This window comes from Mangrovimonas sp. CR14, from assembly GCF_011764015.1.
In the GTDB taxonomy this organism is placed as follows: domain Bacteria; phylum Bacteroidota; class Bacteroidia; order Flavobacteriales; family Flavobacteriaceae; genus Mangrovimonas; species Mangrovimonas futianensis.
Map to the genome: position 1 here is coordinate 225016 of NZ_JAAFZY010000001.1, position 24206 is coordinate 249221.

Annotated in this window: 19 protein-coding genes; 13 read left to right on the plus strand and 6 right to left on the minus strand. The window is 36.0% G+C overall.

The genetic code is table 11. From position 1 onward, the window contains the following. The first annotated feature begins 1 nt into the window (after nucleotide 1). From GZ212_RS00895 to GZ212_RS00910, 4 genes are all read left to right on the plus strand, one after another. A complete protein-coding gene (locus GZ212_RS00895) occupies nucleotides 2-625 on the plus strand; it encodes a class I SAM-dependent methyltransferase (protein ID WP_166956388.1) in 624 nt (207 codons plus the stop codon). Then, nucleotides 625-2748, plus strand: coding sequence for a Tex family protein (locus GZ212_RS00900; protein WP_166956391.1), 2124 nt, complete (start codon nucleotides 625-627; stop codon nucleotides 2746-2748). The genes GZ212_RS00895 and GZ212_RS00900 overlap by 1 nt, the downstream gene beginning before the upstream one ends. A 3-nt stretch (nucleotides 2749-2751) precedes the next feature. After that, on the plus strand, nucleotides 2752-3657 hold the full coding sequence (locus GZ212_RS00905; protein ID WP_166956394.1) for a histone deacetylase: 906 nt from the start codon (nucleotides 2752-2754) through the stop codon (nucleotides 3655-3657). 70 nt (nucleotides 3658-3727) lie between these two features. After that, nucleotides 3728-4246: a ferritin gene (locus tag GZ212_RS00910; RefSeq protein ID WP_053970606.1), complete on the plus strand. Its 519-nt coding sequence runs from the start codon at nucleotides 3728-3730 to the stop codon at nucleotides 4244-4246. 293 nt (nucleotides 4247-4539) lie between these two features. Here GZ212_RS00910 and GZ212_RS00915 read toward each other — a convergent pair whose 3' ends face one another. From GZ212_RS00915 to GZ212_RS00930, 4 genes are all read right to left on the minus strand, one after another. After that, nucleotides 4540-5637 (minus strand): slipin family protein, encoded by a 1098-nt coding sequence (locus GZ212_RS00915; protein ID WP_166956397.1) that lies wholly within the window; start codon nucleotides 5635-5637, stop codon nucleotides 4540-4542. A 1046-nt stretch (nucleotides 5638-6683) separates the two neighbouring features. Continuing rightward, complete coding sequence (locus GZ212_RS00920; RefSeq protein ID WP_166956400.1) at nucleotides 6684-7274, minus strand: hypothetical protein; 591 nt, start codon at nucleotides 7272-7274, stop codon at nucleotides 6684-6686. Nucleotides 7275-8018: 744 nt separating this feature from the next. Beyond that, nucleotides 8019-10604 carry a phosphoenolpyruvate carboxylase gene (locus tag GZ212_RS00925; RefSeq protein ID WP_166956403.1) on the minus strand — a complete coding sequence of 862 codons (2586 nt, stop codon included), beginning with the start codon at nucleotides 10602-10604 and terminating at the stop codon, nucleotides 8019-8021. A 162-nt stretch (nucleotides 10605-10766) separates the two neighbouring features. Further along, complete coding sequence (locus tag GZ212_RS00930) at nucleotides 10767-11099, minus strand: single-stranded DNA-binding protein (RefSeq protein WP_166956406.1); 333 nt, start codon at nucleotides 11097-11099, stop codon at nucleotides 10767-10769. 176 nt (nucleotides 11100-11275) lie between these two features. Between GZ212_RS00930 and GZ212_RS00935 the strand changes: the two genes are divergently transcribed. From GZ212_RS00935 to GZ212_RS00950, 4 genes are read left to right on the plus strand one after another with little or no spacing between them, the layout of a single operon-like run. Beyond that, the gene (locus GZ212_RS00935) at nucleotides 11276-11914 is read left to right on the plus strand and encodes a spermidine synthase (protein WP_166956409.1); all 639 of its coding nucleotides are present in this window, start codon (nucleotides 11276-11278) and stop codon (nucleotides 11912-11914) included. 44 nt (nucleotides 11915-11958) lie between these two features. Continuing rightward, entirely contained in the window at nucleotides 11959-13098 is a 1140-nt protein-coding gene (locus GZ212_RS00940) for a serine hydrolase (protein ID WP_166956412.1), read from the plus strand. 2 nt (nucleotides 13099-13100) lie between these two features. Next, on the plus strand, nucleotides 13101-13451 hold the full coding sequence (locus GZ212_RS00945) for a hypothetical protein (RefSeq protein WP_053970611.1): 351 nt from the start codon (nucleotides 13101-13103) through the stop codon (nucleotides 13449-13451). Between the two features lie 48 nt (nucleotides 13452-13499). Then, nucleotides 13500-14198, plus strand: a complete 699-nt coding sequence (locus tag GZ212_RS00950) for a hypothetical protein (RefSeq protein ID WP_166956415.1) — start codon at nucleotides 13500-13502, stop codon at nucleotides 14196-14198. Nucleotides 14199-14206: 8 nt separating this feature from the next. Here GZ212_RS00950 and GZ212_RS00955 read toward each other — a convergent pair whose 3' ends face one another. Further along, nucleotides 14207-14686: a CBS domain-containing protein gene (locus GZ212_RS00955; protein WP_166956418.1), complete on the minus strand. Its 480-nt coding sequence runs from the start codon at nucleotides 14684-14686 to the stop codon at nucleotides 14207-14209. 121 nt (nucleotides 14687-14807) lie between these two features. Here GZ212_RS00955 and GZ212_RS00960 point away from each other — a divergent pair, with 121 nt between their 5' ends. The 5 genes from GZ212_RS00960 to GZ212_RS00980 all read left to right on the plus strand — a co-directional run bounded on the left by GZ212_RS00960 (nucleotide 14808) and on the right by GZ212_RS00980 (nucleotide 22022). Next, nucleotides 14808-17105, plus strand: a complete 2298-nt coding sequence (locus tag GZ212_RS00960) for a M28 family peptidase (RefSeq protein ID WP_166956421.1) — start codon at nucleotides 14808-14810, stop codon at nucleotides 17103-17105. A gap of 120 nt (nucleotides 17106-17225) precedes the next feature. Next, nucleotides 17226-18608 carry a sensor histidine kinase KdpD gene (locus GZ212_RS00965; RefSeq protein WP_166956424.1) on the plus strand — a complete coding sequence of 461 codons (1383 nt, stop codon included), beginning with the start codon at nucleotides 17226-17228 and terminating at the stop codon, nucleotides 18606-18608. Then, complete coding sequence (locus GZ212_RS00970) at nucleotides 18605-19306, plus strand: response regulator transcription factor (protein WP_053970616.1); 702 nt, start codon at nucleotides 18605-18607, stop codon at nucleotides 19304-19306. The genes GZ212_RS00965 and GZ212_RS00970 overlap by 4 nt, the downstream gene beginning before the upstream one ends. Before the next feature lie 15 nt (nucleotides 19307-19321). Then, the gene (locus GZ212_RS00975) at nucleotides 19322-21106 is read left to right on the plus strand and encodes a T9SS type A sorting domain-containing protein (protein ID WP_166956427.1); all 1785 of its coding nucleotides are present in this window, start codon (nucleotides 19322-19324) and stop codon (nucleotides 21104-21106) included. Nucleotides 21107-21320: 214 nt separating this feature from the next. Next, entirely contained in the window at nucleotides 21321-22022 is a 702-nt protein-coding gene (locus GZ212_RS00980; protein WP_166956430.1) for a lipopolysaccharide assembly protein LapB, read from the plus strand. Nucleotides 22023-22081: 59 nt separating this feature from the next. Here GZ212_RS00980 and GZ212_RS00985 read toward each other — a convergent pair whose 3' ends face one another. Next, complete coding sequence (locus tag GZ212_RS00985; protein ID WP_166956433.1) at nucleotides 22082-24172, minus strand: M13 family metallopeptidase; 2091 nt, start codon at nucleotides 24170-24172, stop codon at nucleotides 22082-22084. Between the last annotated feature and the right edge of the window lie 34 nt (nucleotides 24173-24206).

The window sequence follows — 24206 nt, forward strand, 5'->3', positions numbered from 1 at the left end:
AATGGATTACAAATCACATTGGAATAAGGTTTATAACAACAAAGTAGATGAAGAACTGGGTTGGTTTGAATCTGATCCAAAAATGACCTGGAAACTCATTGAAGCTTGCCAATTAGACAAACATGCCCGAATTTTAAATGTTGGCGCAGGGACTTCCAGACTTATTGATTTACTCATTGAAAATGGTTTTGATAATACCATTGCCAATGACCTCAGCGATTCAGCTTTAAGCAAGCTTCAAAGGCATATTTTAGATACTTTTCAGGTCCATCTTGAATGTATTGTAGACGATTTAACGGCACCTGAAAAACTAACTAAAATAGCACCGGTTAATCTTTGGATAGACCGTGCTGTTTTACATTTTTTCCTGCGACCAGAAGAACAAGATGCCTATTTTAACCTGATCAAAACCCTAGTAGCGTCAAAAGGTTTTGTCATCATTGCTGTTTTCTCATTAGATGGAGCAGACACATGTAGCAACCTACCATTACACCGCTATGATTCCCATATGCTACAGGAAAAATTGGGAAGTGAATTTCAACTTCTTTCCAGTTTTAACCATACCTTTATAACACCTAGTGGTGCTGAACGCCCCTATATTTATACCTTATTTCAAAGAAACTAATGTCTGTTTTAAAATACATTACACAATTAACCAATCTTCCAGAAGTTTCGGTTAAAAATACGATTTCCCTTTTAAAAGAAGATTGCACGATTCCCTTTATATCAAGGTACAGGAAAGAACGCACAGGGAATTTAGACGAAGTCCAAATTGCTGACATTGTCAAATTCAAAGAGCAGTTTGAGACTTTAGAAAAAAGGAAGGAGACCATTTTAAAAGCTCTAATAGAGCAAGAAGTCCTGACTCCTGAATTGGAGCAGAAAATTAAACAATCTGAAGACCTTACCACTCTGGAGGACCTTTATCTTCCGTATAAAAAAAGCAGAAAAACCAAAGCTGAGAAAGCCAGACAAAACGGTTTGGAGCCCCTAGCTAAAATGATTATGGCCCAAAACACCCATGATCTAGACTATACGGCTCAGAAATTTGTAAACGGAGATATCCAAAATGTGGAAGAAGCCTTGGAAGGTGCCCGACATATTATTGCCGAGTGGGTGAACGAACGAACCGATTTCAGAAATCAAATCCGGTATCAATTAGAGCGGTTTGCCAGCATTACAACCAAGGTTATTAAATCTAAAAAAGAAGACGAAAACGCACAGAAGTTTAGAGATTACTTTGATTGGAATGAGTCCTTAAGTCGTATTCCATCCCATCGGTTACTGGCTATTTTAAGAGCAGAATCAGAAGGCTTTATTAGAATAAAAATTGAGATAGATGATGAGCGGGTTTTGGATAACATGGAAAGCCGATTGATCAAATCAAAAGGGGATTGTTCGCAACAAATTGAATTGGCCATTGCTGACGCCTACAAGCGCCTATTATTCCCATCGTTATCAAATGAAGCACTTCAAAATGCGAAAGCCAAAGCTGATGATGCTGCCATTACCGTCTTTGCCAAAAACTTAAAGCAATTATTATTGGGGTCACCACTAGGTGAAAAACGGGTTTTGGCTATAGATCCTGGGTTCAGGACCGGATGTAAAATTGTGTGTTTGGACGAACAGGGTAATTTGAAACATAACGAGACTATTTACCCCCATCCGCCCAAAAACGATTTTACAGGAGCCATCAAAAAAATAAGCACACTCTCTGAAGCTTACAGGATTGAAGCCATTGCCATTGGAAATGGTACGGCTTCTCGAGAAACCGAAAGTCTTATTAGAAAAATTCGGTTTAAAAATGACATGCAAGTTTTTGTGGTAAGTGAAGCGGGAGCTAGTATATATTCGGCATCAAAAATTGCAAGGGACGAATTTCCAAATTACGATGTTACCGTAAGAGGAGCTGTTTCCATTGGTCGTCGCCTTCAAGATCCATTGGCTGAATTGGTTAAAATTGAGCCTAAAAGCATTGGCGTTGGTCAATACCAACATGATGTGGATCAAACCAAATTAAAACAGGAACTAGATCGCGTAGTAGAGAGTTGTGTAAACACCGTTGGGGTAAATATCAATACCGCCAGTAAATCCTTATTGAGTTATGTCTCGGGAATTGGCGAAAAAATGGCTGAAAACATTGTGAATTACCGTTCTGAAAAAGGAGCCTTTTCAAGCAGAAGAGATATTTTGAATGTCCCTCGATTGGGAAATAAAGCCTTTGAACAAGGCGCTGGATTTTTAAGAATCAAGGATGGTGATAATCCGCTGGACGATTCTTCAGTACACCCAGAAAGTTATGGGATTGTTGAACAAATGGCCAAGGATTTAAATAAAACTGTCAAAGATTTGATAGGAAACACAGGCTTAATCAAACAGATTACACTCAAGAACTACATCAAAAAAGACATTGGTTTACCTACCCTAGAAGACATTGTAAAAGAATTGGAAAAACCAGGTTTAGACATCCGCGAAGAAGCTAAAGTCTTTACCTTTAATCAAAATATCAAAACCATTGATGATCTACAGGATGGTCAGCTACTACTGGGAATTGTTAATAATGTAACCAATTTTGGTGCCTTTGTGGATATCGGCATTAAGGAAAGTGGTCTTATTCATATTTCCAATCTTTCTGATGGGTATGTAAGTGATGTGAATGAATATGTGCACCTTCATCAACAAGTCATTGTCAAGGTTTTGGAGGTTGATAAATCAAGAAAACGTATTCAACTAAAATTGCATAAATAAGGCATGTTAAAAATTGCTTATCATCCTATTTATAAACATCCTTTACCTAAAGGCCATCGGTTTCCTATGGAGAAATATGAATGGCTTCCAGAGCAATTATTACATGAAGGCACATGTACCCCAAACAATTTTTTTGAGCCCTCAGACTTGGAAAACCATAATCCAATTTTAGCGGTTCACGATGCCGAATATTTCTATGATTTATTGAATGTTACCTTAGACCAACGAGCTGCGAGAAAAATAGGCTTCCCTTTAAGTCGAACCTTGGTCCAAAGGGAAATCATGATAGCGGACGGCACCATTAAGGCCAGTCAATTTGCTTTAAATCATGGAATAGCCATGAATATTGCTGGAGGAACACATCATGCTTATTCCAATCGAGGAGAAGCCTTTTGTTTACTCAACGACCAAGCCATTGGCGCACAATATTTATTGAATCATCAATTGGCAAAACGGATTTTGATCGTTGATTTGGATGTACACCAAGGTAACGGTACAGCCGAAATATTCCAGAATGAACCAAGGGTCTTTACCTTCTCCATGCATGGAAAAAACAATTATCCATTTAAAAAAGAACGGAGCGATTTGGATATTGAATTGGAGAATCAGACAGGTGATAAAGCGTACCTCAACATACTCAAGCAAACCCTTCCCCAACTCATTGAAAACCATCAACCTGATTTTATATTTTACTTGTCTGGAGTCGATATTATAGCTTCCGACAAACTAGGCAAATTAGGCATAAGCCTTGAAGGTTGTAAAGCAAGAGATCGATTTGTTTTGGAAACCTGCAAACAATATCAACTTCCGGTGATGTGTAGTATGGGGGGCGGTTATTCTCCTGATATTAAAATCATTGTAGAAGCTCACGCTAACACCTATAGGTTAGCTCAAGAACTCTTTTTTTAGCTTTTAATTTAAATTTATTCTAACAATTTGGGGCATAAAAATTATGTAACTTTACTTAAAACAAGATGATATGCTTACTAAAAACATAGAAAAGGCCCTAAACAATCAAATTAAAATTGAAGCAGAATCCTCGCAAATATATTTGGCCATGGCATGTTGGGCCGAGGTAAAAGGTTTGGAAGGAGTTGCTGGTTTTATGTATAAACAATCTGATGAAGAGCGCGAACACATGCTTAAGTTAGTTAGGTTTGTTAACGAAAGGGGTGGTCATGCACAAATTTCTGCCTTAAAGGCTCCAAACGTAACTTTTAATTCTTTTAAGGAAATGTTTGAAAAACTGTTTGAACATGAAGTTTTTGTATCTGAAAGCATTAACGAACTTGTTCATATCACCCTTCAGGAAAAAGACTATTCCACGCATAACTTTTTACAATGGTATGTTTCTGAACAAATAGAGGAAGAAGCCATGGCGAGAACTATTTTAGATAAGATCAACATGATAGGAAATGATAAAGGTGGTTTGTATTTATTTGACCGAGATATCCAACAATTAACAGTGAGTTCAGCATCTTCCACATCACCTGAATAAATTTAACATTTAAATTTATTTAGATTTAATCAAAATAAATTAGATTTGCCTCGGAATTAATCATTTGCATTATTGTGGGGAAAAAGAAGGAGAAGAAAAAGCAGAAAAAAGCGCTCAAAAAACTTCATGAAGCTGGTATTATTAATGCCAACAAAGTAAAGAGCAAATGTTGTGAAAAATATAAAAAAGGAGAAAAGAAAAGGTGCTCGAAATGCCCCTGTTTTGATCTCTTAAAAAATGTCGCATAAATTAAAAGAGCCTTAGAAAATTCCAAGGCTCTTTTCTTTGAACACCTACTTTCCTGAAAAGATTTCCTTCAACTGGGCAACCACATTTCCATTTGCAGACACTGTGATTTCACCAATCTTATCGGCAATCTTTTCAACGTATTCCATCTCCTTTAACTTGAACAACATCTCATTCTCTTCCATCAATTTCGCTGTGTTGAGCAAGCTTCGGGTTGCAGCAGTTTCTTCACGCCTTGTAATAACATTGGCCTGTGCTTTCTTTTGTGCAACCAATACTTGATTCATGATATCCTTCATATCACCTGTCAGAATCACATCCCTGATGCCACAGTTCAAAAGGATAACACCTAGTTTGGCCACATCTGCCTTAACACTCTCAAAAACAGCTTTCGCAATATTCTCTTTGCGTTCTAAAAGTTCATCCAAGGTGTAAGCACCTACATAAGCTCTCAACGCCAACTGCATAATCACATACAATTGCTTTTCATAATCTTTGTTTTCCAACAAGGCCTTTTCTACATCTTTAACTTTATACTGTGTATAAAAGTTAATACGGATGGCTGCCTTGTCTTTGGTCAACAATTCCTGACCAGAAACTTCCAATTGTAATTGACGCATATCGACTTTGGCAATTTTGATTGAGGTGTCGTTCCTCCAGAATCTATAAGTACCACCTGCAAGTGTCTTTACATATTCATCATCTACCAAAAGCACTGCTTTTTCGTAGGCTGCTACATCAAATGTTCTAATGTATTTGTTTACCTCTAAATTGCTGAACAAAGCCTTGTCTATCTTTTCTGTGATATAGATCTTGCTCAAATCGGCACGTACAAATTCACGTTCAATCAAACCTTTCCAGTACACATAACGTCCTGCTGCGTGAAGGGTTTTGAAATTTCCGTTTTCATAAACTAGCACCAATTCGCCATCTTTAATTTCTACTACTTCCAAAAGCGCCTCCAAAGTCTTGTCTTTAAGTAAGATTTCGAGTGCTATTGGAGCAGAAAAGATACTAGCCAGGTTATATACAACCACTTGCTGTCTAAATCCTACCCAATGGGTTCCCTGAGTGATTACACGAATATAATCACCATTTTTAAAAACCAAACCTACCTTACCGGCATTGATTCTTACTCGTTTCATGTTCATTCATTTTTAAATTAAACAACTGATTTTGACAAATCCTGTAACGGAGGCTGTCCACTTCAATCTCACGTTGAAGTTTATTTTCAATTCATTTTTTCTTTTTTAAAAACAGTAGATAGCAAATCATCTATCGGGCACGGAATAAAAAGTGGGTACACGGTTGGTAGTTCGTTTTTCGGCATTGGGAAATTTCAAACATTCCAAAAAGAATGGTTTCAATTTCTGAACACCTTAAAGGAACAACTACTCGTAGTAACCTATCCAATTATTCAAAGTACATTCTAGATTGCTTGTTAACCCTAAAGTTTTAAAGCCAACTTGCCATCTACCATTTTTGGTTATCAGTTTTACAAGATGATAAGCTTTGGTGTTGATGGATTATAAGTCCATAAACTACATTAAAAGTGTAGTGCTCTGCCGTTGAGCTACAAAAGCCATGGATGTCTCCAAGCTTAAGACCGGACTCGAACCGGCACCCTCTAAAGAGCTAATGTTCTAACCAGACTGAACTACGGAGCCATTTTAAAATATCTTTGTGGCTCCGGTGGGATTCGAACCCACGACCTATAGCGTGTCAACTATTTTTTGGTTAATAGTCTAAACCTCCAAGTCTGGTTGGATATAAAAGAGTCATACGAAACCGCAACCTTCTATACAATAGTGCCATACAGAAACACCCAACAAGACCAGCTTGATATTATTTCCTGCGTAGGCAGGAAGTTTTTCAATTAACTATTCATTTAAGGAACATACAGGAATTGAACCCGCCACTTTCCGAGAGACAGCCGAGTGCTCTACCTTTTGAACTACAGTCCTATTTTTAGTGTGGGAATGAAGGATTAGTTCGCAAGTCTTCTATCTATTTTCCAATCGTGCTCATGAATGCTTTGCATTTCGAACCTCCTAAGCAAAATGCAACAAGTTTTAACTCAAAATCAATATTTAATATTATTGATTCGCTGAATGCATAAATGCATTTCAGACAGTTTCAGCTCTCCAACGCTGACGAATTCCCGAGAATTCCCCAGCACTTAGGCTGGGGATTACAACAAGCCGTTTAGTCTATTTTTAAACCAACCGTTTGAAGCTTCTTTTTCCTTTTCTAACTCTTTTTTCTCTTCATTTTCTTTAACACGCTCTTTATTATTTCTCTCCTTTCTTTTTTTATCTACACGTGTTAAAACTTCATCTACATAGTAAGAAAAATCATTATTCATGCTCAGTTGCTTCGCTTCTTTCAAAGCATCTTGAGCAGCTACATAGTCTTCTTGAGCTTCCATGATATAGCCTTGATACAAGGCTATTAATGCTCTATCAATACCTTTAACATCTTTAGCATAATCAATCACTTTTTGAGCCACATCATAATCATGGTTGTTAATTAAAACCATGATGTAATCAGGGTATACATAAGATGTTTCTATATTGATTGCGATAGCCTTTTCAAAATAACTTTTGGCTATCTCATAGTCATTTAATTGCTCACTGTAAACTTTACCCATTAGGTGTAACCCTCGTACATTTACTGGATCATAGGACAGTGCATAATTTAAAGCCTCCACTGCTTTCTCCAATTCATAGGGATAATTCTCTATGGCTCGAAACAGATACATGTTATTTAAATTTGTTTCCATTTTCTTTAGTTTTAATAATAAATACTTCTGCAAGCTTACAGTACAAATACTGTAAGGTACTTACTGTTTGGATAGTTGTATCCTAAAATGAATGCGTAGGAAATCAATCCGAAACAGTAATTCTATTTGCTTCGGATCTCTTGTGGAAAGTTCTACAGAAAATACCGAAGCCAACTGAATGATCCATGATCACCCTTTTGTATTGTAATTGCTATAAGCTTTAACATGGCTTCTTAAGTTTTTATAAATATTATTTCTTTTGACAGTTTGTTTATTGAAAACTGCGGTGCAAAGATGAAAACAAATTTTTAAAATCCAAACAATTTTTTGATATTAATTTACTGATTATCAATGTTTTATATTGCTTTTAGACATGGTTATTCCTGTCCGCTTATGGCAGATATTTAGAGCTTACCGGCAACATACTGTCTCTCAATTGCTTACTCTTCAATTGCTGTATTCTTACTTTTTAAAATCTTGTTCCAAATTCTTCAAAAATTTTTTCATAAAAAAAGCGCCCAATACCTTGGACGCTTCTAAATCTATATATGTTTCTAACTTAAGTCAATAAAAAAATCAGTTTGAAATAGATACATAACGCCCTTTTCTTTGTGGATTACTTGATTCAATCCCACAAAAATCACACTGCTGTAAATACAGCGGTCCAGTTGCTTTATGTATACTTAAATCTCTCATTAGTTCTGCAAATATCATAAAAATCAGGATACTTACAAATTTATCTTTCTAAGCTGAGTTTCTACTGGCATTGATATTCCCAAATAAGGAACGGGTCACCAATTTTTCGAAAACCTCTATTTTCTCTTTATCTGGCTCTCCCTCTTTCTGCATTTCTTGAATCTTTTTCAAGGCGTATTGCTGTATGGTCAAAAGAGGTAATACAATGGATTCCCTTATGGCTATAGAAGCCTTCCCTGAAGGTTCTTCCTGCATTAATTCAGAATACCCTGTCAACTTCAAAATAAGTCGCTTGGAGGTTTCAGATTCCTCATAGATGATTTTCCAAAATTCCCCAAACTCAGGATCATCAGCCATGTATTTGGTTAGATCAAAAAAGGATTTGGATAAAGACATCATACTGTTTTCAATCAATGTTTTGAAAAAGCTAGATCCCTTATATAATTCCACGACTTTATCAAACTCACCAGCATCTTCATAATGTTTCAATGCTGTTCCAACTCCATAAAATCCGGGAACATTTTGTTTTAACTGACTCCAACTACCTACAAATGGAATAGCCCGTAAATCTTCAAATACCAGTTCAGAAGACTTTCCTCGCTTGGAAGGTCTACTTCCTATATTTGTTTTGGCATAATATTTAAGTGTACTCATCCGCTCCAAATAAGGTACAAATTTTGGATGCCCTTTAAAGTCTGAATATGCCTTATAGCTTCTTTTGGCCAAATCATCCATCACTTCAATATGTTCTTGTGACATAGCTAAACTTTCACCGTGCAATTTATTCTGGATTCCAGAACTGATTAATTGCTCCAAGTTATACTGGGATGAATCTAAAGTTCCAAAATTGGAACTGATGGTTTGTCCTTGAATGGTTAACTGTACTTCCTTGTCCTCAATAGTTGGCCCCAATGAAGCATAGAATTGATGGGTTTTACCTCCACCACGAGCTGGTGGTCCACCACGACCATCAAAGAAAATCACCGTTACATCATACTTTCTTGAAACCTCTGTCAAACGTTCTTTAGCTTTAAAGATTCCCCAATTGGCCATAAGATATCCACCGTCTTTAGTACCGTCAGAGAAACCTAACATAATAGTTTGCTTATTGCCTCTTTTCTTTAAATGTGCCGCATATTGCGGATTGGTATAAAGTTCCTCCATAACTGCAGGCGCATTTTCCAAATCCTCGATTGTTTCAAATAAAGGTCCAATATCTACTGTGAGGTCATCATGGAAAGCCACCAATTTTAACATAGCCCAAAGTTGCATCACATTCAGGGTAGTCTGGTTGTTACTGATGATATATCTATTGGCTGCCCTTTCCCCATTTTCTTCTTGAATGGCTTTGATAACCTTCATCGTCTCCAATGTTTTCAATACATCTTCATCTTCAAAAATGGACAAATCAATTTTTCCCTTGATATTGGAGAGAATTTTTACTTGTTCCTGTTCAGTTAAATCATGGTAATTCTTCGGGAAAATATCACTTCCTGTTTCAAGAAGTTTATCAACCATATCGTTGAATACCTTTGCGTGTGCTCTACTATCTTGGCGAATGTCTAAATTGGCAAAATGGAAACCGAAAAGATGTACTTTATTGATCAAACTGTTTACCTGATCGATATACAAGCTTTGATGCTCCTTGATTAAAGTCTGTTTGATGTTTTGTAGAATGGATTTAAACTCCTGTACATCCATAGCTTTTGGGTTCTTACCCTCACACATAGGAATGATTTTACTTTCCAGTTCTGACACCTTATCTTCCACACCTCTAAAAGTCAAGCGTCTTTTTAACCTACGAACATCTTTATAGTAATTTCTTAAAATGCTCTCTTTAAGCCTTTGAGCGACTTTTAAAGTAATTTCAGGAGTTACAAATGGATTTCCATCTCGGTCTCCCCCAGGCCAAAACCCTATGTTGATGACTTCATTTTCTAAAACCTCATCTTCAAAAATATTCTGTTGGATGTAGTCATATATTTTTCCGAAGGAATGATAGAATACATTCTGTAAGTACCACATCAAGCTTACGGCCTCATCATAAGGTGTAGGTTTGTGGTGTTTAAAAAATGGTGTTTTACCCAACTGCGCCAACAAGTCATTTATTTTTAAAAGATCATTGTCTTCAATAGCCTCAGAAAGATCTGTGATAATTCCCAATACCTCGCCAGGATAAAATTGCGTTGGATGCGCTGTTAAAACAATACGCACCTTAAACTCCCGAAGGTATTTTTTAAGTTCCTCCAACTTGTTTTCGGCACGGGCAGATCCTTTTAAACTTCTTAAGGTACCTATTCCATCCATGTTATTTACAATAGGAAAAGCAGCATCTTCAATGGCATCAAACAAAACCACTTGTCTTTCGATATACTGAATGAATCTGAAAAGTAAATTTAATTGGCTTTCTTCATTTCTTCTACCTTGATACTTTTTAAAGAAGGTCTCAACAATTGTAGTTGGATTATCTCCATTCTTAAACCCTTTTTCACAGGTTTCATGAAACAACGGTAAGAGGACTCCAGTTTTTGAAATGGTATCAAAAGGCAGCGTCATAAAAATACTGTTGTAAATATGATATTTGGATAAGACGTTTTGTTTAAAGCGTGTTAATTTTGGTTGTTGTGTAGACATAAAATATGCTTGGTTTTTCATAAAATTAAGAAAGCTTTGGCAAAGGCTCAAGTCGATTTAAATATTTTAAGTATAAAATAACGTTACAACGATTTCGAAACCCGACTTAGAAATAAAAAAGGAGGCCCTAAGACCTCCCTTTCATTTAAAAATAACATACGTCTATTTACTAAGCATCAATAATTCATTGCAAATTATTTCTGTAATATACCTCGTTTCGCCATCCTTCGTTTCATAACTTCTCGAGGTTAATTTCCCTTCAACAGCAATTTCCTGTCCCTTGTTTACATAATTTTCAACAACTTTTACGAGTCCATTACGAACTACCACATTATGCCAATAGGTGCGTTCTACTTTGTTTCCCATTTTGTCTTTGTAGCTATCATCTGTAGCCAAAGAAAATTTTGCCATTTTAGCTCCGTCACCAAAAGTGATAATTTCTGGGTCTTGCCCTAATCTTCCAATCAACTGTACTTTGTTTCTAAGTGAGTTCATAATAATTTCATTTTACGGTTAAACAGTTAATACTATCGAGTTCTTATGTTTCGACAAGGCAAAGATGATTTGATCGATAGTGATTATTCGGTAGTTACCTATTTAAATTCGTTTGTAAATGTTTGTAGTCGTTTGTAAACGATTAAGTTATTGTTCTAAAATTGTACTTTAGCCCCATGAAACGCTGGTTAAGCTATATTATTCCCTTTACCAAAAAGGTGTCATCTTCTCATAATGGTATATTGGAAATTACTTGGTATAATGGAAAAAAACATCTCAACACCCAAAACACTAATTACTCTTATGGCTCTTTGCAACGTATTTTAAAAACCGGATTACGGCAATTAAACATAGAAGGTTGCCAACATATTTTATTACTTGGTTTGGGAGGCGGCTGTGTGATAGAAACCCTTTGGAAAGACTTTGACTATCAAAATAAAATAACAGCAGTTGATATCGACCCAACCATGATTTCCATCACGAAAGAAGAATACGGGTTGCAGGAAAATGAGTTCTTGGAATTGATTTGCATGGATGCACATGAATTTGTTTCGAATGCAACTTCAAAATTTGACCTAATCATTGTTGATATTTTTGTCGATGATCAAGTTCCGAAACTATTTTTAGAACGCCCCTTTTGGTCAGAACTAGTCCATCGTTTTTCAAAACAGGGACAATTACTATTCAATGCCTCCTTGAACGGAAATTCCAAGAATTTAAAAGCCATAGAAGAGATCTTAAATTCCAATGGTTTCCATTGCCAATGGTTAACCAAAGTTCACGGTACAAACACTTTAATATTAGGGAAGAAATAGTTTAGGAAAATTCGCTATCTTGAATAACTAAACGCGCTTCCTCCATGAAAAAATATGGTCTTCTATTTGCTCTTTTGTGTACGTTTCATTTGAGTGTTAATTCGCAATCAAAAGTAACCACGGCAGATTCTATTACTTCATACTTAGAAAGAATTGTTAAAGAGAATAAGCTGCCTGGAATGAATTTCACCTATGTGAGTGATGATGGATGGCATCATGATTTTTCAGTAGGCTTGACGGACGTTGAAAAAGAAATTCCATTAACTACTGAAAACACTTTTTTTTCTGGCAGCATTGGAAAAACCTATGCAGCAACCATCATTTTCCAATTGATTGACGAACAAAAACTGGCATACAACCAGTTGTTTAAAAGCTATTTTCCTGAAATAGATTGGTTATCTAAGCTACCAAATATCGATGAGATTACCATCGAGATGCTTCTTACCCATAGCAGTGGTTTGCCAAGATATGTTTTGCTTCCCGAAATATGGAACCAACTTCATGAAAACCCTGATAAAGTATGGAACTACGAAGATCGCTTATCAGTCATTTTTGATAAGGAACCTATTCACGAAGCTGGAAAGGGATTCGCTTATTCAGACACCAATTACATCTTATTAGGAATGCTTATTGAAAAGTTAACCAACAAGCCCTATTACGAACTCATTCAAGAAACCATTTTGACACCTTATGAATTAAGCTCCACTTATCCATCACTACAAAGGGACATGCCAAATTTGGCAGTGGGCTATTCTAAAATGCCCAAAAGTTTTATGGTTCCCAACAAAACAGTAACCGATGGTTTCTATATTTTTAATCCGCAATTTGAATGGACAGGAGGTGGATTTGCAAGTACCGTTTCAGATTTAGCTCAATGGGCAACCATCTATTATACGGGTAAATTATTTTCTGACCTGGCTTTGAAAAGAATTCAAAACTATTCTCCAGAGGATTTTAAGAATGGGAAACCCATGGTCTATAGTATGGGAAGCTTTGTCTTCAACACACCTCATGGCATCGCTTATGGCCACTCGGGATTTATGCCCGGATTCAATTCCATTTTTATGTATTACCCCGAATTGAAAATAGGTGCTGCCATCCAAAGCAATTGTGACTATGTTGAATCCAAAATCCGGTTACATGACTTAATGAATCAATTGATTGGAATTGTAAAATCTAACTAAATATGGCAAAAAACTGTTTGGAATGTGATGAAAAAATTGTGGGACGCATCGACAAGAAATTTTGTAGTGATGCCTGCCGAAATGCCTACAACAACAAACTGAACAAGGACTCAAAAAACCTCATCAGGAATGTCAATAACAGATTGAGAAAAAACTACCGTATTTTGGAATCCTTGAACCCCAATCAAAAATCAAAAGCCTCCCGCTCAAAACTCATAGAAAAAGGATTTGATTTCAATTACGTTACCACCATCTATACTACCAAAGCTGGAAAAACCTATTATTTTGTATACGATCAAGGATATTTGCCATTGGAAGATGATTACTATGCCTTAGTAAAAAGAGAAAATTAGATTGTAACAAATAGACAAAAACAATCACTTATCCTAAAAATACCACCAATGAAAATCTTTCTTTCTGGAACTCCTTGGCCTGTTATAATCATAATCGCTGGTTTCGTTATTGCTATTATCTTAACACAAGTATTTAGCGCCAAAAATGTCATTTTAAGAACCCTTAAAAGACTTCCAAGTAGATCAATTAATGGTGTTAAATCCAATGAATTTGTAAAAATACACGGCAAAGCACTCCACGCCAACGAGCCCCTTTTGGCACCATTAAGCCAAAGGAAATGCGTCTTTTATAGTATTAAAATTGAGCAGAAAAAAGGCAGTGGCAAAAACTCCCATTGGAAGACCTTGGTGCAAGAAGAACACTATCAGGATTTTTTTGTGGAAAAAAATGGTGAATTACTGCTTATAAAACCCACTAAAAACCCTCTAAATTATATCAATTATTTAGTTACGGATAAAGAAACAGACTCTGGAACTTTTAATGACCCAACCCCTGAATTTGAAAGGCTACTATCTCAATACGGCATAAGCAGCACGGGGCTATTTGGTTTCAATAAATCACTAAGGTATACTGAAGGAATTATATCGGTGGGAGAACGCATTACAGTAGCGGGGAAAGTTTCTTGGAAAACACTCAATGAGCCCATTCCAGAATATCCCTATTCAAAAATTGCGCAATTAGAAGCTGATGGCAAACAAAAAATAATCATAACCGATCTACCCGAAGCACAAAAAACGACTATCTAAACAATAGATCATTTCCAATTATGCCCCCTTAATTTCATGGCGGCTTTAAGGATGTCTTTTTGGCTAATTTGACCAACCAATTTTCCACCTTCCAATATGGGGAATCGCCTTACTTTAGAATCCAAAAACTTTTTAGCAGCATCAAAAACATCCATATTGGCATCAATGGTTTCTACTTCAGTCACCATTCTGCTTCCTACATCATCCTGCATCATAGGCATGTTATAATATCTGCTGTCACTTATCTGTTTTAGACAATCTCCTTCTGAAATAATTCCCACCAATTCATTGTTGTCATTTACTACAGGTCCCCCCGATATTTTATGTACAATTAATGCTGAAATAACCTCCTCAACAGATTGCTCTGGCCTGAAGGTTACAAGCTCTTTGGTCATGTAATCACTCACCTTGATAGGGTCCTGTAACATCGTGTTTTGTTGCTCTTTTTGGGTTTGCCTTCTTGCCCCTTGAAAACTTTTAATTCCCATAAGTCTGATTTTGAGTTTCTTAAATATACCTTTTTTTTTTGAGCATTCCTAAGAAATATTATTAACAGCCATTTTGTCTATAATTTCCTTATTTTTATAAGAACTAACTTTCATTCCACCCATGTTAAGAAAAATCATTTCCGTTCTTCTAATAGCTTTGGCTATCTATTGGAGTTTTAAAGCTTTGTTACCTAACACCATTTCAACAAAAGAGGCCGCTTCCAATCAATTTTCAACGGCACGAGCTTTAGAAAAGTTAAAGCCCATGAGTTTAGCGCCACACTTTTTAGGAAATAAAGAGCATGAAAGCGTGAGAAACTATTTAGTGAACGAGTTGAGAGCCCTTGGTTTAAAACCAGAAATTCAGGAAGGCTATTCCATGAGCCAGTGGGGCAATCTAGCAAAGGCAAAAAATATCCTAGCCAGGATAAAAGGCTCCCAAAACACCAAGGCATTGTTGTTGTTAAGCCATTACGATAGCAACCCTCACTCTTCCTTAGGGGCCAGTGATGCCGGTTCTGGAATTGTAACGATCCTGGAAGGTATTCGAGCTTACATGGCTGATGGTAAAAAGCCAAAAAACGATATTATTATTCTTTTTTCTGATGGAGAAGAGCTTGGATTAAATGGCGCCGATATTTTTGTCAACCAACATCCATGGGCTAAAGATGTAGGGTTGGTTCTCAATTTTGAGGCCCGAGGTAGTGGCGGTCCTAGCTATATGCTGGTAGAGACTAATCAAGGAAATAGTCTATTAATGAAAGGTTTTGTGGAAGCTCATCCAGAATATCCCGTGGCAAACTCCCTCGCATACAGTATTTATAAAATGCTTCCTAATGACACCGATTTAACTCGGTTTAGGGAAGATGGAAATATTGATGGTTTCAATTTCGCATTTATAGGGGACCATTTTGACTATCACACTGCATTGGACAATTTTGAAAGACTGGACAGAAATACCTTAGAACACCAAGGCAGTTATTTGATGCCGCTTTTATCCTATTTTTCTCAAGCAGATCTCACCCAATTAAAAAGTAACGACGACCACATTTATTTTAATGTTCCCTTTTTGAAGACTGTTACTTACCCTTTCTCATGGATTTTCCCTATGTTAATTATTGCCTTTGGGCTCTTTCTATGGCTTTTAATTTATGGCTTTAGGAATCAAAAACTGTCTGGTAAATGGCTAGGAAAAGGGTTTTTAGCATTTTTTGGAAGTTTGATTCTATCTGGGGGAATCGGTTTCTTTCTTTGGAAACTTCTGCTAACCATTTACCCTCAATATGGTGAAATCCTTCATGGGTTTACCTATAACGGCTATACCTATATTGCAGCATTTATTTCTTTGGCAATGATGATAAGTTTCTTCATCTACTCTAAGTTTCATACAGAAACTAAATTAGCTAGTTTGTTCGTCGCGCCCTTAACTTTTTGGCTCTTAATATGTACTATAGCAGCCTTTGCCTTAGAGGGAGCAAGCTTCTTTATTATTCCTGTTTATTTTGGTCTTTTAAGTCTCTTTATCATGCATAGGCAACAAAAACCAAACCTCATACTATTGACGTTACTGACCGTTCCAGTGCTCATGATTATGTCACCATTTGTAAAAATGTTCCCAGTAGGTTTAGGCTTAAAAATTCTTTTTGTAAGCTGTATTTTGACCGTCATGATTTTTGGGTTGGTTGTTCCTGTTCTGGGATCCATAAAACATAAAAACAGGTTCACAATCGTGTTTGGGGTACTAACTCTATGGTTTTTATTTTCGGCTCATTTTAACTCTGACTTTTCTGAAGATAGACCTAAACCCAATAGTTTAGTATATCTATTGGATTCCGACACACATACAGCCCAATGGGCCACCTATGACCATTTGCTCGATGACTGGACGCAAAACTACATCTCTCAAGAAAAAATGGAGGTTCAATCAGAAAACCAAAATGTATTTGCGAGCAAATACAGCACGGGTTTAACTTATACACACAAAGCTCCAGTAAAAATGCTACCAGAACCTACTATTGAGTACATTCAGGATACGATAATAAATGGCTTTAGAAATATTGAACTCATTTTGATTTCAAATAGATCTGCCGAGAGAATTGAAGTATTCTCAGACTCCACTTCTGTTTTCAAAAACACCAAAGTTAACGGAGTCTTAGCGTTTTCAGACTCTTTAGGATATAATTTCTCTGAGAGGAAAAACAATCGCCTTTTTAGTTACTATGTATCTGATGAAGAACCTTTGAAACTTTCCTTTTCAGTGCCCGAGAATCAAGCGACAACCTTACAGTTTTATGAAGCTACTTTTGATTTATTAACCAATAAAAAAATTACAATACCACAACGAAAATCCAACATGATACCAAAACCATTTGTTTTAAACGATGCTGTGATTATTAAAAAAACCGTTCAAATTAATTAAGTCCCTTACCATAGCGAAATAAGGGAATTTTTAATTTTTCTTTATCGGTTAATTTAATGTTAAACGGATTGTTTATTTTACTGTAAAATAAACCGTTACAATAATTTTAACGCCGTGAAGATGATAAAAAATACCCGCCTTCTAGTTTTCCTGTCTGTGTTTACTTTAATAGCACTAACGGGCATACAGTCCTATCTTATCTTCAATACCTACAAATTAAAAAAGAAGGATGCTATAAACAATGCCAGAATTTCTTTAGCGAAGGTATATACCACAAAGAAAATCGATTCACTTATGTGGATTTACAGAAATGATTTTCTAGTTCAGCTTGAACAATTTGAGCAAGGAAAAATTTCTAAAGATCAAGTTTTAAAAAACCTCGAAATTAAAACTGAAGAAGTTAATCCTGTTTTTAGAGAAGCCTACCAAAATGGATTAAAGGACCAAGCCCTACCATTTACGGTTAAGTTCAATAAAAGTGCCATATCCATATTTGTAAAAGATAGTTTAGATCAAACCACGTCATTTTTATCTCAAAGCGATGCCCCCATATTTTTATTAGGAGACAAGCTAGGACCAGACGAAGAATCTATCCTGGTAAACAACAGCTCATGGAATAAAGACCATGAAATTATAATAGATGGTCAATCGCAAACTTTTCTATTAGACTTTAAAACTCAAATCTATATGAGTGTGGAAAACTGGAGAATGTTTGTTGCAAAGCAAATGACCATTCTTCTGCTTTTATCTTGTCTTCTATTTCTATTCATGACGGGTTTATTTTATTACTCGATTAAGAGCCTAATGAAACAAAAAAAACTGTCGGAAATCAAAACAGATTTCATTAATAACATGACTCATGAATTAAAGACGCCTCTATCAACTTTATCCATAGCCACTCAAAACTTAACAGACAATTTTGATCACGATGACAAATCTATGTCTGCAGAAATCATTAACGTCATTAACAGACAAAATATTAGGTTACAAAAATTGATTGACCAGGTGTTGAATAGCAGTCTGGGATATCAAGAAATTGAGTTAGAAAAAGAGGAAATCGAATTCGTCTCTTTCATGGAGGAGCTTATAGATGATTTTAAAATCCCTCTTCCAGATAATATTGAAATTAGATTCCTTTCTGATTTAAAGTCTGCCACTATGGTTTTAGACCGATTTTATATCAGTACTGCCATTTTAAATATTTTAAACAATGCTGTGAAATATGGTGGTACGGTTGTCGACATACATTTTTCAAAAGATACATCAACCAATTCCTATTTATTGAATATTCATGACAATGGTATTGGTATTGACAAGAAACACTTACCAAATCTTTTCCAGAAGTTTTATCGTGTGAGTGAGAAGGACCAACATAATTACAAAGGCCTGGGCTTGGGTCTATATTATGCAAAGCAAATTATCACGGCACATAAAGGGACTATTTCAGTAGAAAGCTCTAGAAGAACAGGAACCACATTCACCATTAAATTACATCATCCATGAAAAAAATATTGCTAGCAGAAGATGATATCGATCTAGGTACCATGCTTAAGCATTACCTAGAAGGAAACGGATATTTGGTGGATTGGGCTCAAGATGGAAATCAAACTTTGGATGCATTCACAACAAAAAATTACGATCTGTGCATTTTGGATGTGATGATGCCCAAACTAGATGGGTTTAATGTGGCTAAAAAAATGGTTTATATCAACCCCGAAATCCCTTTTCTATTTGTCACAGCCCGAATAACCGGTGAGGATAAAATAAAAGGATTAAAATTGGGTGCCGATGATTATATCACCAAACCATTTAACGCTGAAGAACTTTTATTAAGAATAAAAAATATTATTAAAAGAACAGAACAGCAGCAATTTGTTTTAAAGGATATAGAAGACAAAAATATCATACAAATAGGCTCTTATGCTTTTGATTTTAAAAATTCACTTCTTAAATCTAAAGACGAATCCTTTAACCTAACTAAAAAAGAAGCGCAATTAATTTACCTCCTATACAGCCAACAAAATCAATTAATTAGAAGAGAAGATATTCTAACAAAAATTTGGAATAGTAATGACTTCTTTTCAGGCAGAAGTATGGATGTGTATATAAGTAAAATCAGAAAATACTTTAAAGATGACGAAAGCATTCAAATCAAAAGTATAAGAGGATTGGGCTTAGAATTTCAAATAAATAATATTTAATTAAAACTAAATTTCATGAAACACTTCAACCTTTTAATTTTAATGGCTATTTTCTTGGGACAATCCGTTTGTGCCCAAGTCTACAATCAGACCAACACCTTTGGTCAGGCAGGACTTACCTTCCCATTTGGAAGAGCTTATGACAGTCAAAATAATTATTATACTGTAGGTTTCCATCAAGGATCATTTACCTATGGAGATACAACGGCAACCTTTGCCGGAGGGAATCAAGATGTTTTTTTAACAAAAACAGATGCCAATGGTAACCCGGTTTGGGTGAAATCATTTAATGGCGGGGCAGATAATGCTGGATTAAATATTACCATTGACAACAATGATAATATTTATCTCACTGGTTTTTTTCAAGGAGCTGGATCCAATGCTTTTGATGCAGACCCAGATCCAAATACTGAGTACTTTTTAGCACAAACTTCCTTTTTATTATCACGTGATGCTTTTATCATCAAATTAGATAGTAATGGTGATTTTTTATGGGCAAAACAATTTAGCAATGCCTACGGTGCAGCCAATGAAAATGGTAAAGGTATTAAGGTAGACTCAGAAGGTAATGTTTATGCTATTGGTGAGTTTATTGTTGCAGATTTTGATCCAGGTTCTTCAGAATATGCGCTTTGTGCTAATAACGGAGCTGGCACCTATACAACTCAAATTGATTGTGTTTCTACCAGTGAATCACTTTCTCAAGATGCCTATATTGTAAAATTGAATGCCAGTGGTGATTTTATTTGGGCCAAACAACTAAAAAGTCTTGGTACCAACCAGAGTACTACAACTGCTGAATCTATTGATATTGATGATGCAGACAACCTTTACATAGCTGGAACTTTTAACCAAACTATTGATTTAGATCCTTCCTCAGAATCTGAAGACCTTCATGTTAATGTAGGAAGCTTTGATTCTTATATAGTAAAACTTACCAATGATGGTGATTTTGTTTGGGGACACACTTTTGGAAATGCCTCTCTTGATGATGTACAATCTGTCATTTGCATCAATGAAAATGTTTATGTAACAGGTCAAGTTTGGGGGAATACAGATTTTGACCCAACCGAAGAAGAAAATACTATATCCATTCTAGGTGGTACTGCCGGATTTGCATCAAAATTTAATCAAGATGGCACCTATTTAAGCACTTATATAGTTGATGGAAATGATGCAAGTGGAACCAGTGAGATGATTTATTCAGTGGGCTTAAATGGCAGCAATCTTTATTTCGCTGGAGTTATTCAAGGTGAAACAGATTTCGATATTGCTACAGAAGGTGTGGTATCAGAAACATCAAACAACAATTCTGAGGATGCCTTCTTGCTAGTTATTGAGGAAGCGACTGGAAATTATGTTGAACATTATCTAATAGGTGGCACAGGAGATGAAGAAAAGATTTGGGCAGATGTATTAGATCTAAACATATTTTTGACTGGAACTTTTAGAAGCGCAACTGTAGATTTCAACCCTTTTGAAGGAGAAGATATCCAATCAAAATCAGCTGGACAAGCAGACTCTTATGTTTCTGTTTTTCAATTAAATTCTTTGAGTATTGATGAATTCGATGGTTCTACGGTACTTACTCTTTATCCTAATCCTGCTGTTGACGAAATTAGAATTTCTGGAAATAATCCAATTAATAAATTCGAAATCTATTCCATCACAGGTCAGTTAGTAAATAAAGGGGATCTAACCTCAAATACCATTGACATTTCTCAACTATCAAAAGGAACCTATCTCCTAAAATTAGTTGGAAGAAATCAAGTGTTTGCAAAAAAAATCATCAAAAAATAGGTCATGTTTAAACAGTTTATAAAATACAGGCTACAGGTAGCTTTAGCTATTTTATATCTCTTAATAACGATTTGCATCTTTTTATGGGTCATTGAATAATCAATTCATGCTCTATTCTCAAGCAAAAAGGCCATCATTATGATGGTCTTTTTATTTATATATTGACTTAAAAGTTAATATTTTTACTAGATTTGGCTCATTAAATTAAGAAGAAATGAAAAGAATTTTAATCCTATTTTTATGGGTTGGAGTGGCTGTTCAGGCCCAAAGCAATCAAGAACTGATTAACCATTATAAAGCCTATTATAAGCAAATGCAAAAGCAAGCAGATGCACAAGGGGTCATTAATGCACTTACTCATTTAAATGTCTTACAACCATCTACGCAGCGCCAAGATACCTTAGCCTATGTTTACATGAGTGAAGGCATGTACTTTCAAGCTCTGAATACCTCTGGAATTGAACTGAATCCTACTGATTCTGACATGTCTGTTGAAGTAAAAGCTGTTTCCCTAAAGGCGATGAAACAAGTAGAAAAAGCCATTCCCTTTTTTGAAGAACTATTTAAAAGAGAAGCTACAGTAGGAGTTGCTTATGAACTTGCAGAAATGTATTTGCAAACCCAACAATTACTTCAAGCTACCAAATATGTTGAATACGGAATAGAAAACTCAAAGCCAGATGTAGGTAGAACCTATTACGAATCACAACAGCCTTATCAAGTACCTATCAAGGCTGGTTTTTTATATTTAAAAGCATTGGTTACTTTTAATAAAAACAAGGCGACCAATATTGATACGGCCATAACCACATTAGATGAAGCCATTGCCTTGGCACCTAATTTTAATTTGGCTTATATAACCAAACAGGCGTTACAGGGACAGAAAAACCCACCGCAACCAGAAACCAAAAACTAAAAACATATAAAAAAGGGGCGTTTAAAACGCCCCTTTTTTTATTATTATTTCAATAGCTCTTACCAGATTCTGACTCTATCTTCTGGCGCCAAGTACATGGCATCTCCCTCTTTTACATCAAAAGCTGAATAAAAAGCATCAACATTCTTTAATGGCATAACAGCACGGAACATTCCTGGAGAATGTGGATCTGTTTTAATTTGGTTTCTTAAAGCGTCATCACGATACTTAGTTCTCCAAACGGTTGCCCAACTTAAAAAGAAACGTTGCTCTGGAGTAAACCCATCAATTTCCCCTGGGTTTCCATTTTCTGCCAAATACATTTGTAATCCATCATAAGCGGCATTAACACCTCCTAGATCACCAATGTTTTCTCCTAGAGTAAATTCACCATTAAGATTAACTCCTGGAAACACTTCTTCATTACTAAATTGACCCGCTAATTCTTTACCCAGCTTGGTAAATTGCTCCAAATCTTCTTCGGTCCACCAATTATTTAAATTACCATTGGCATCATATCTAGAACCGGAGTCATCAAAACAATGTGAAATTTCATGTCCTATAACTGCTCCTATACCACCATAGTTTACAGCCTCATCTGCCTCATAGTTGTAAAAGGGAGGTTGTAAAATAGCTGCTGGAAACACAATCTCATTATAAGATGGGTTAAAATAGGCATTCACAGTTTGAGGAGACATCCCCCACTCTGATTTATCCACAGGTTTTCCTAAATCTTCTAAATCCTTATTAAATCTCCATTTAGATACATTAGTCATATTATCATAGTAAGAACCACCCTCTTCATAAGTTTTCACCTCCATTTGGGAGTAGTCTTTCCACTTATCTGGATAACCAATCTTAACGGTCATTTTTTCTAGTTTTTCAATAGCCTTTTCTTTAGTTTCTGGGCTCATCCATTCTAGATTTTTAATTCTATTACCATAAGCGAGCATCACATTTTTAATCATGGCTTCTGCTTTGGCTTTAGCCTCTGCAGGGAATTTTTGCTCCACATATAGCTTTCCAAGAGCTTCTCCAACAGTCCAGTTGATAGTCTGCAAAGCACGCTCGTCTCTTTCTCTTTGTTCTTTAGAACCCTTTAAATCTCTTCCGTAAAACTCCCAACTTACTCTATCTAGTTCAGTCGTTAGCTTTCCAGAAGCACCATTAAGTAAAGTCCAAGTCAAATAGTCTTTCCAGTCTTGAACGTTCCCTTCTTTTAGGATTCCGTCCAAAGCTTTAAAATAACCAGGATCTGAAACAATAACCGTGTCTACAGATTGCACGCCGATACCTTGAAAATAAGTGTTCCAATCGATAGATGGCGTCATTTCTTTCAATCCTTCCAAGCTTTTAGGATTATAGCGCTTTCTAGCATCTCTACGCTCTTCCTTCGTCATTCTTGGTTCAGCCAATCGTGTTTCAAATGCCAATATGTTTTCAGCCTTTTGGGTAGCGGTAGCATCATCGACACCTAGATATTTCATCATGGTTGCAATATGCGCCTTGTAAAGATCCCTTTTTTGCTTGGTATCTTCGTCTTGGTCAACATAATAATCTCTACTTAAACCAAGCGACCCATTACCTAAATAAGCTGCATTAATATCGCTATTCTTTGGGTGAGATCCCACTCCAAAACCTAGAAAACCAGCTCCACCTTGTGGTTCCATTTTTATTAAATAAGCTTGTAAATCGGCCAAATTGCTGATTCCATCTATTTCTGCTAAATAAGGTTTAATAGGTTCCAATCCTTGATTATCCCTTGCAACAGTATCCATGATGGTTTCATAGATTTTAATGGCTTTTTCTTGATCAGATCCAGGCATAACTTTTATTTGTGCCATGTCTTTGTTGTCTGATGCCATGGCCGACTTTAAAATACCTAAGGCATCTTCATCAGTCATTTGACGAAGTTCGTCAAAACTTCCCCATCTGGTTCTATCAGCTGGGATTTCGTTGTTTTCCAACCAGGTCCCATTGACATACTTAAAAAAATCTTCACTTGGTTTTACCAAAGTATCCATGTTCTTGAGCTCAATACCCGGAGCAACATATACTTCGGCCATTTCCTTCTTTTCTTCCTTACAAGATGATAAGCCTACTAGCACACCCGCGGCAAGAACAGAAGCGTTCATGATTTTACGATTCATATTTAATTATAATTTTAAAATTTGCTATTATTTA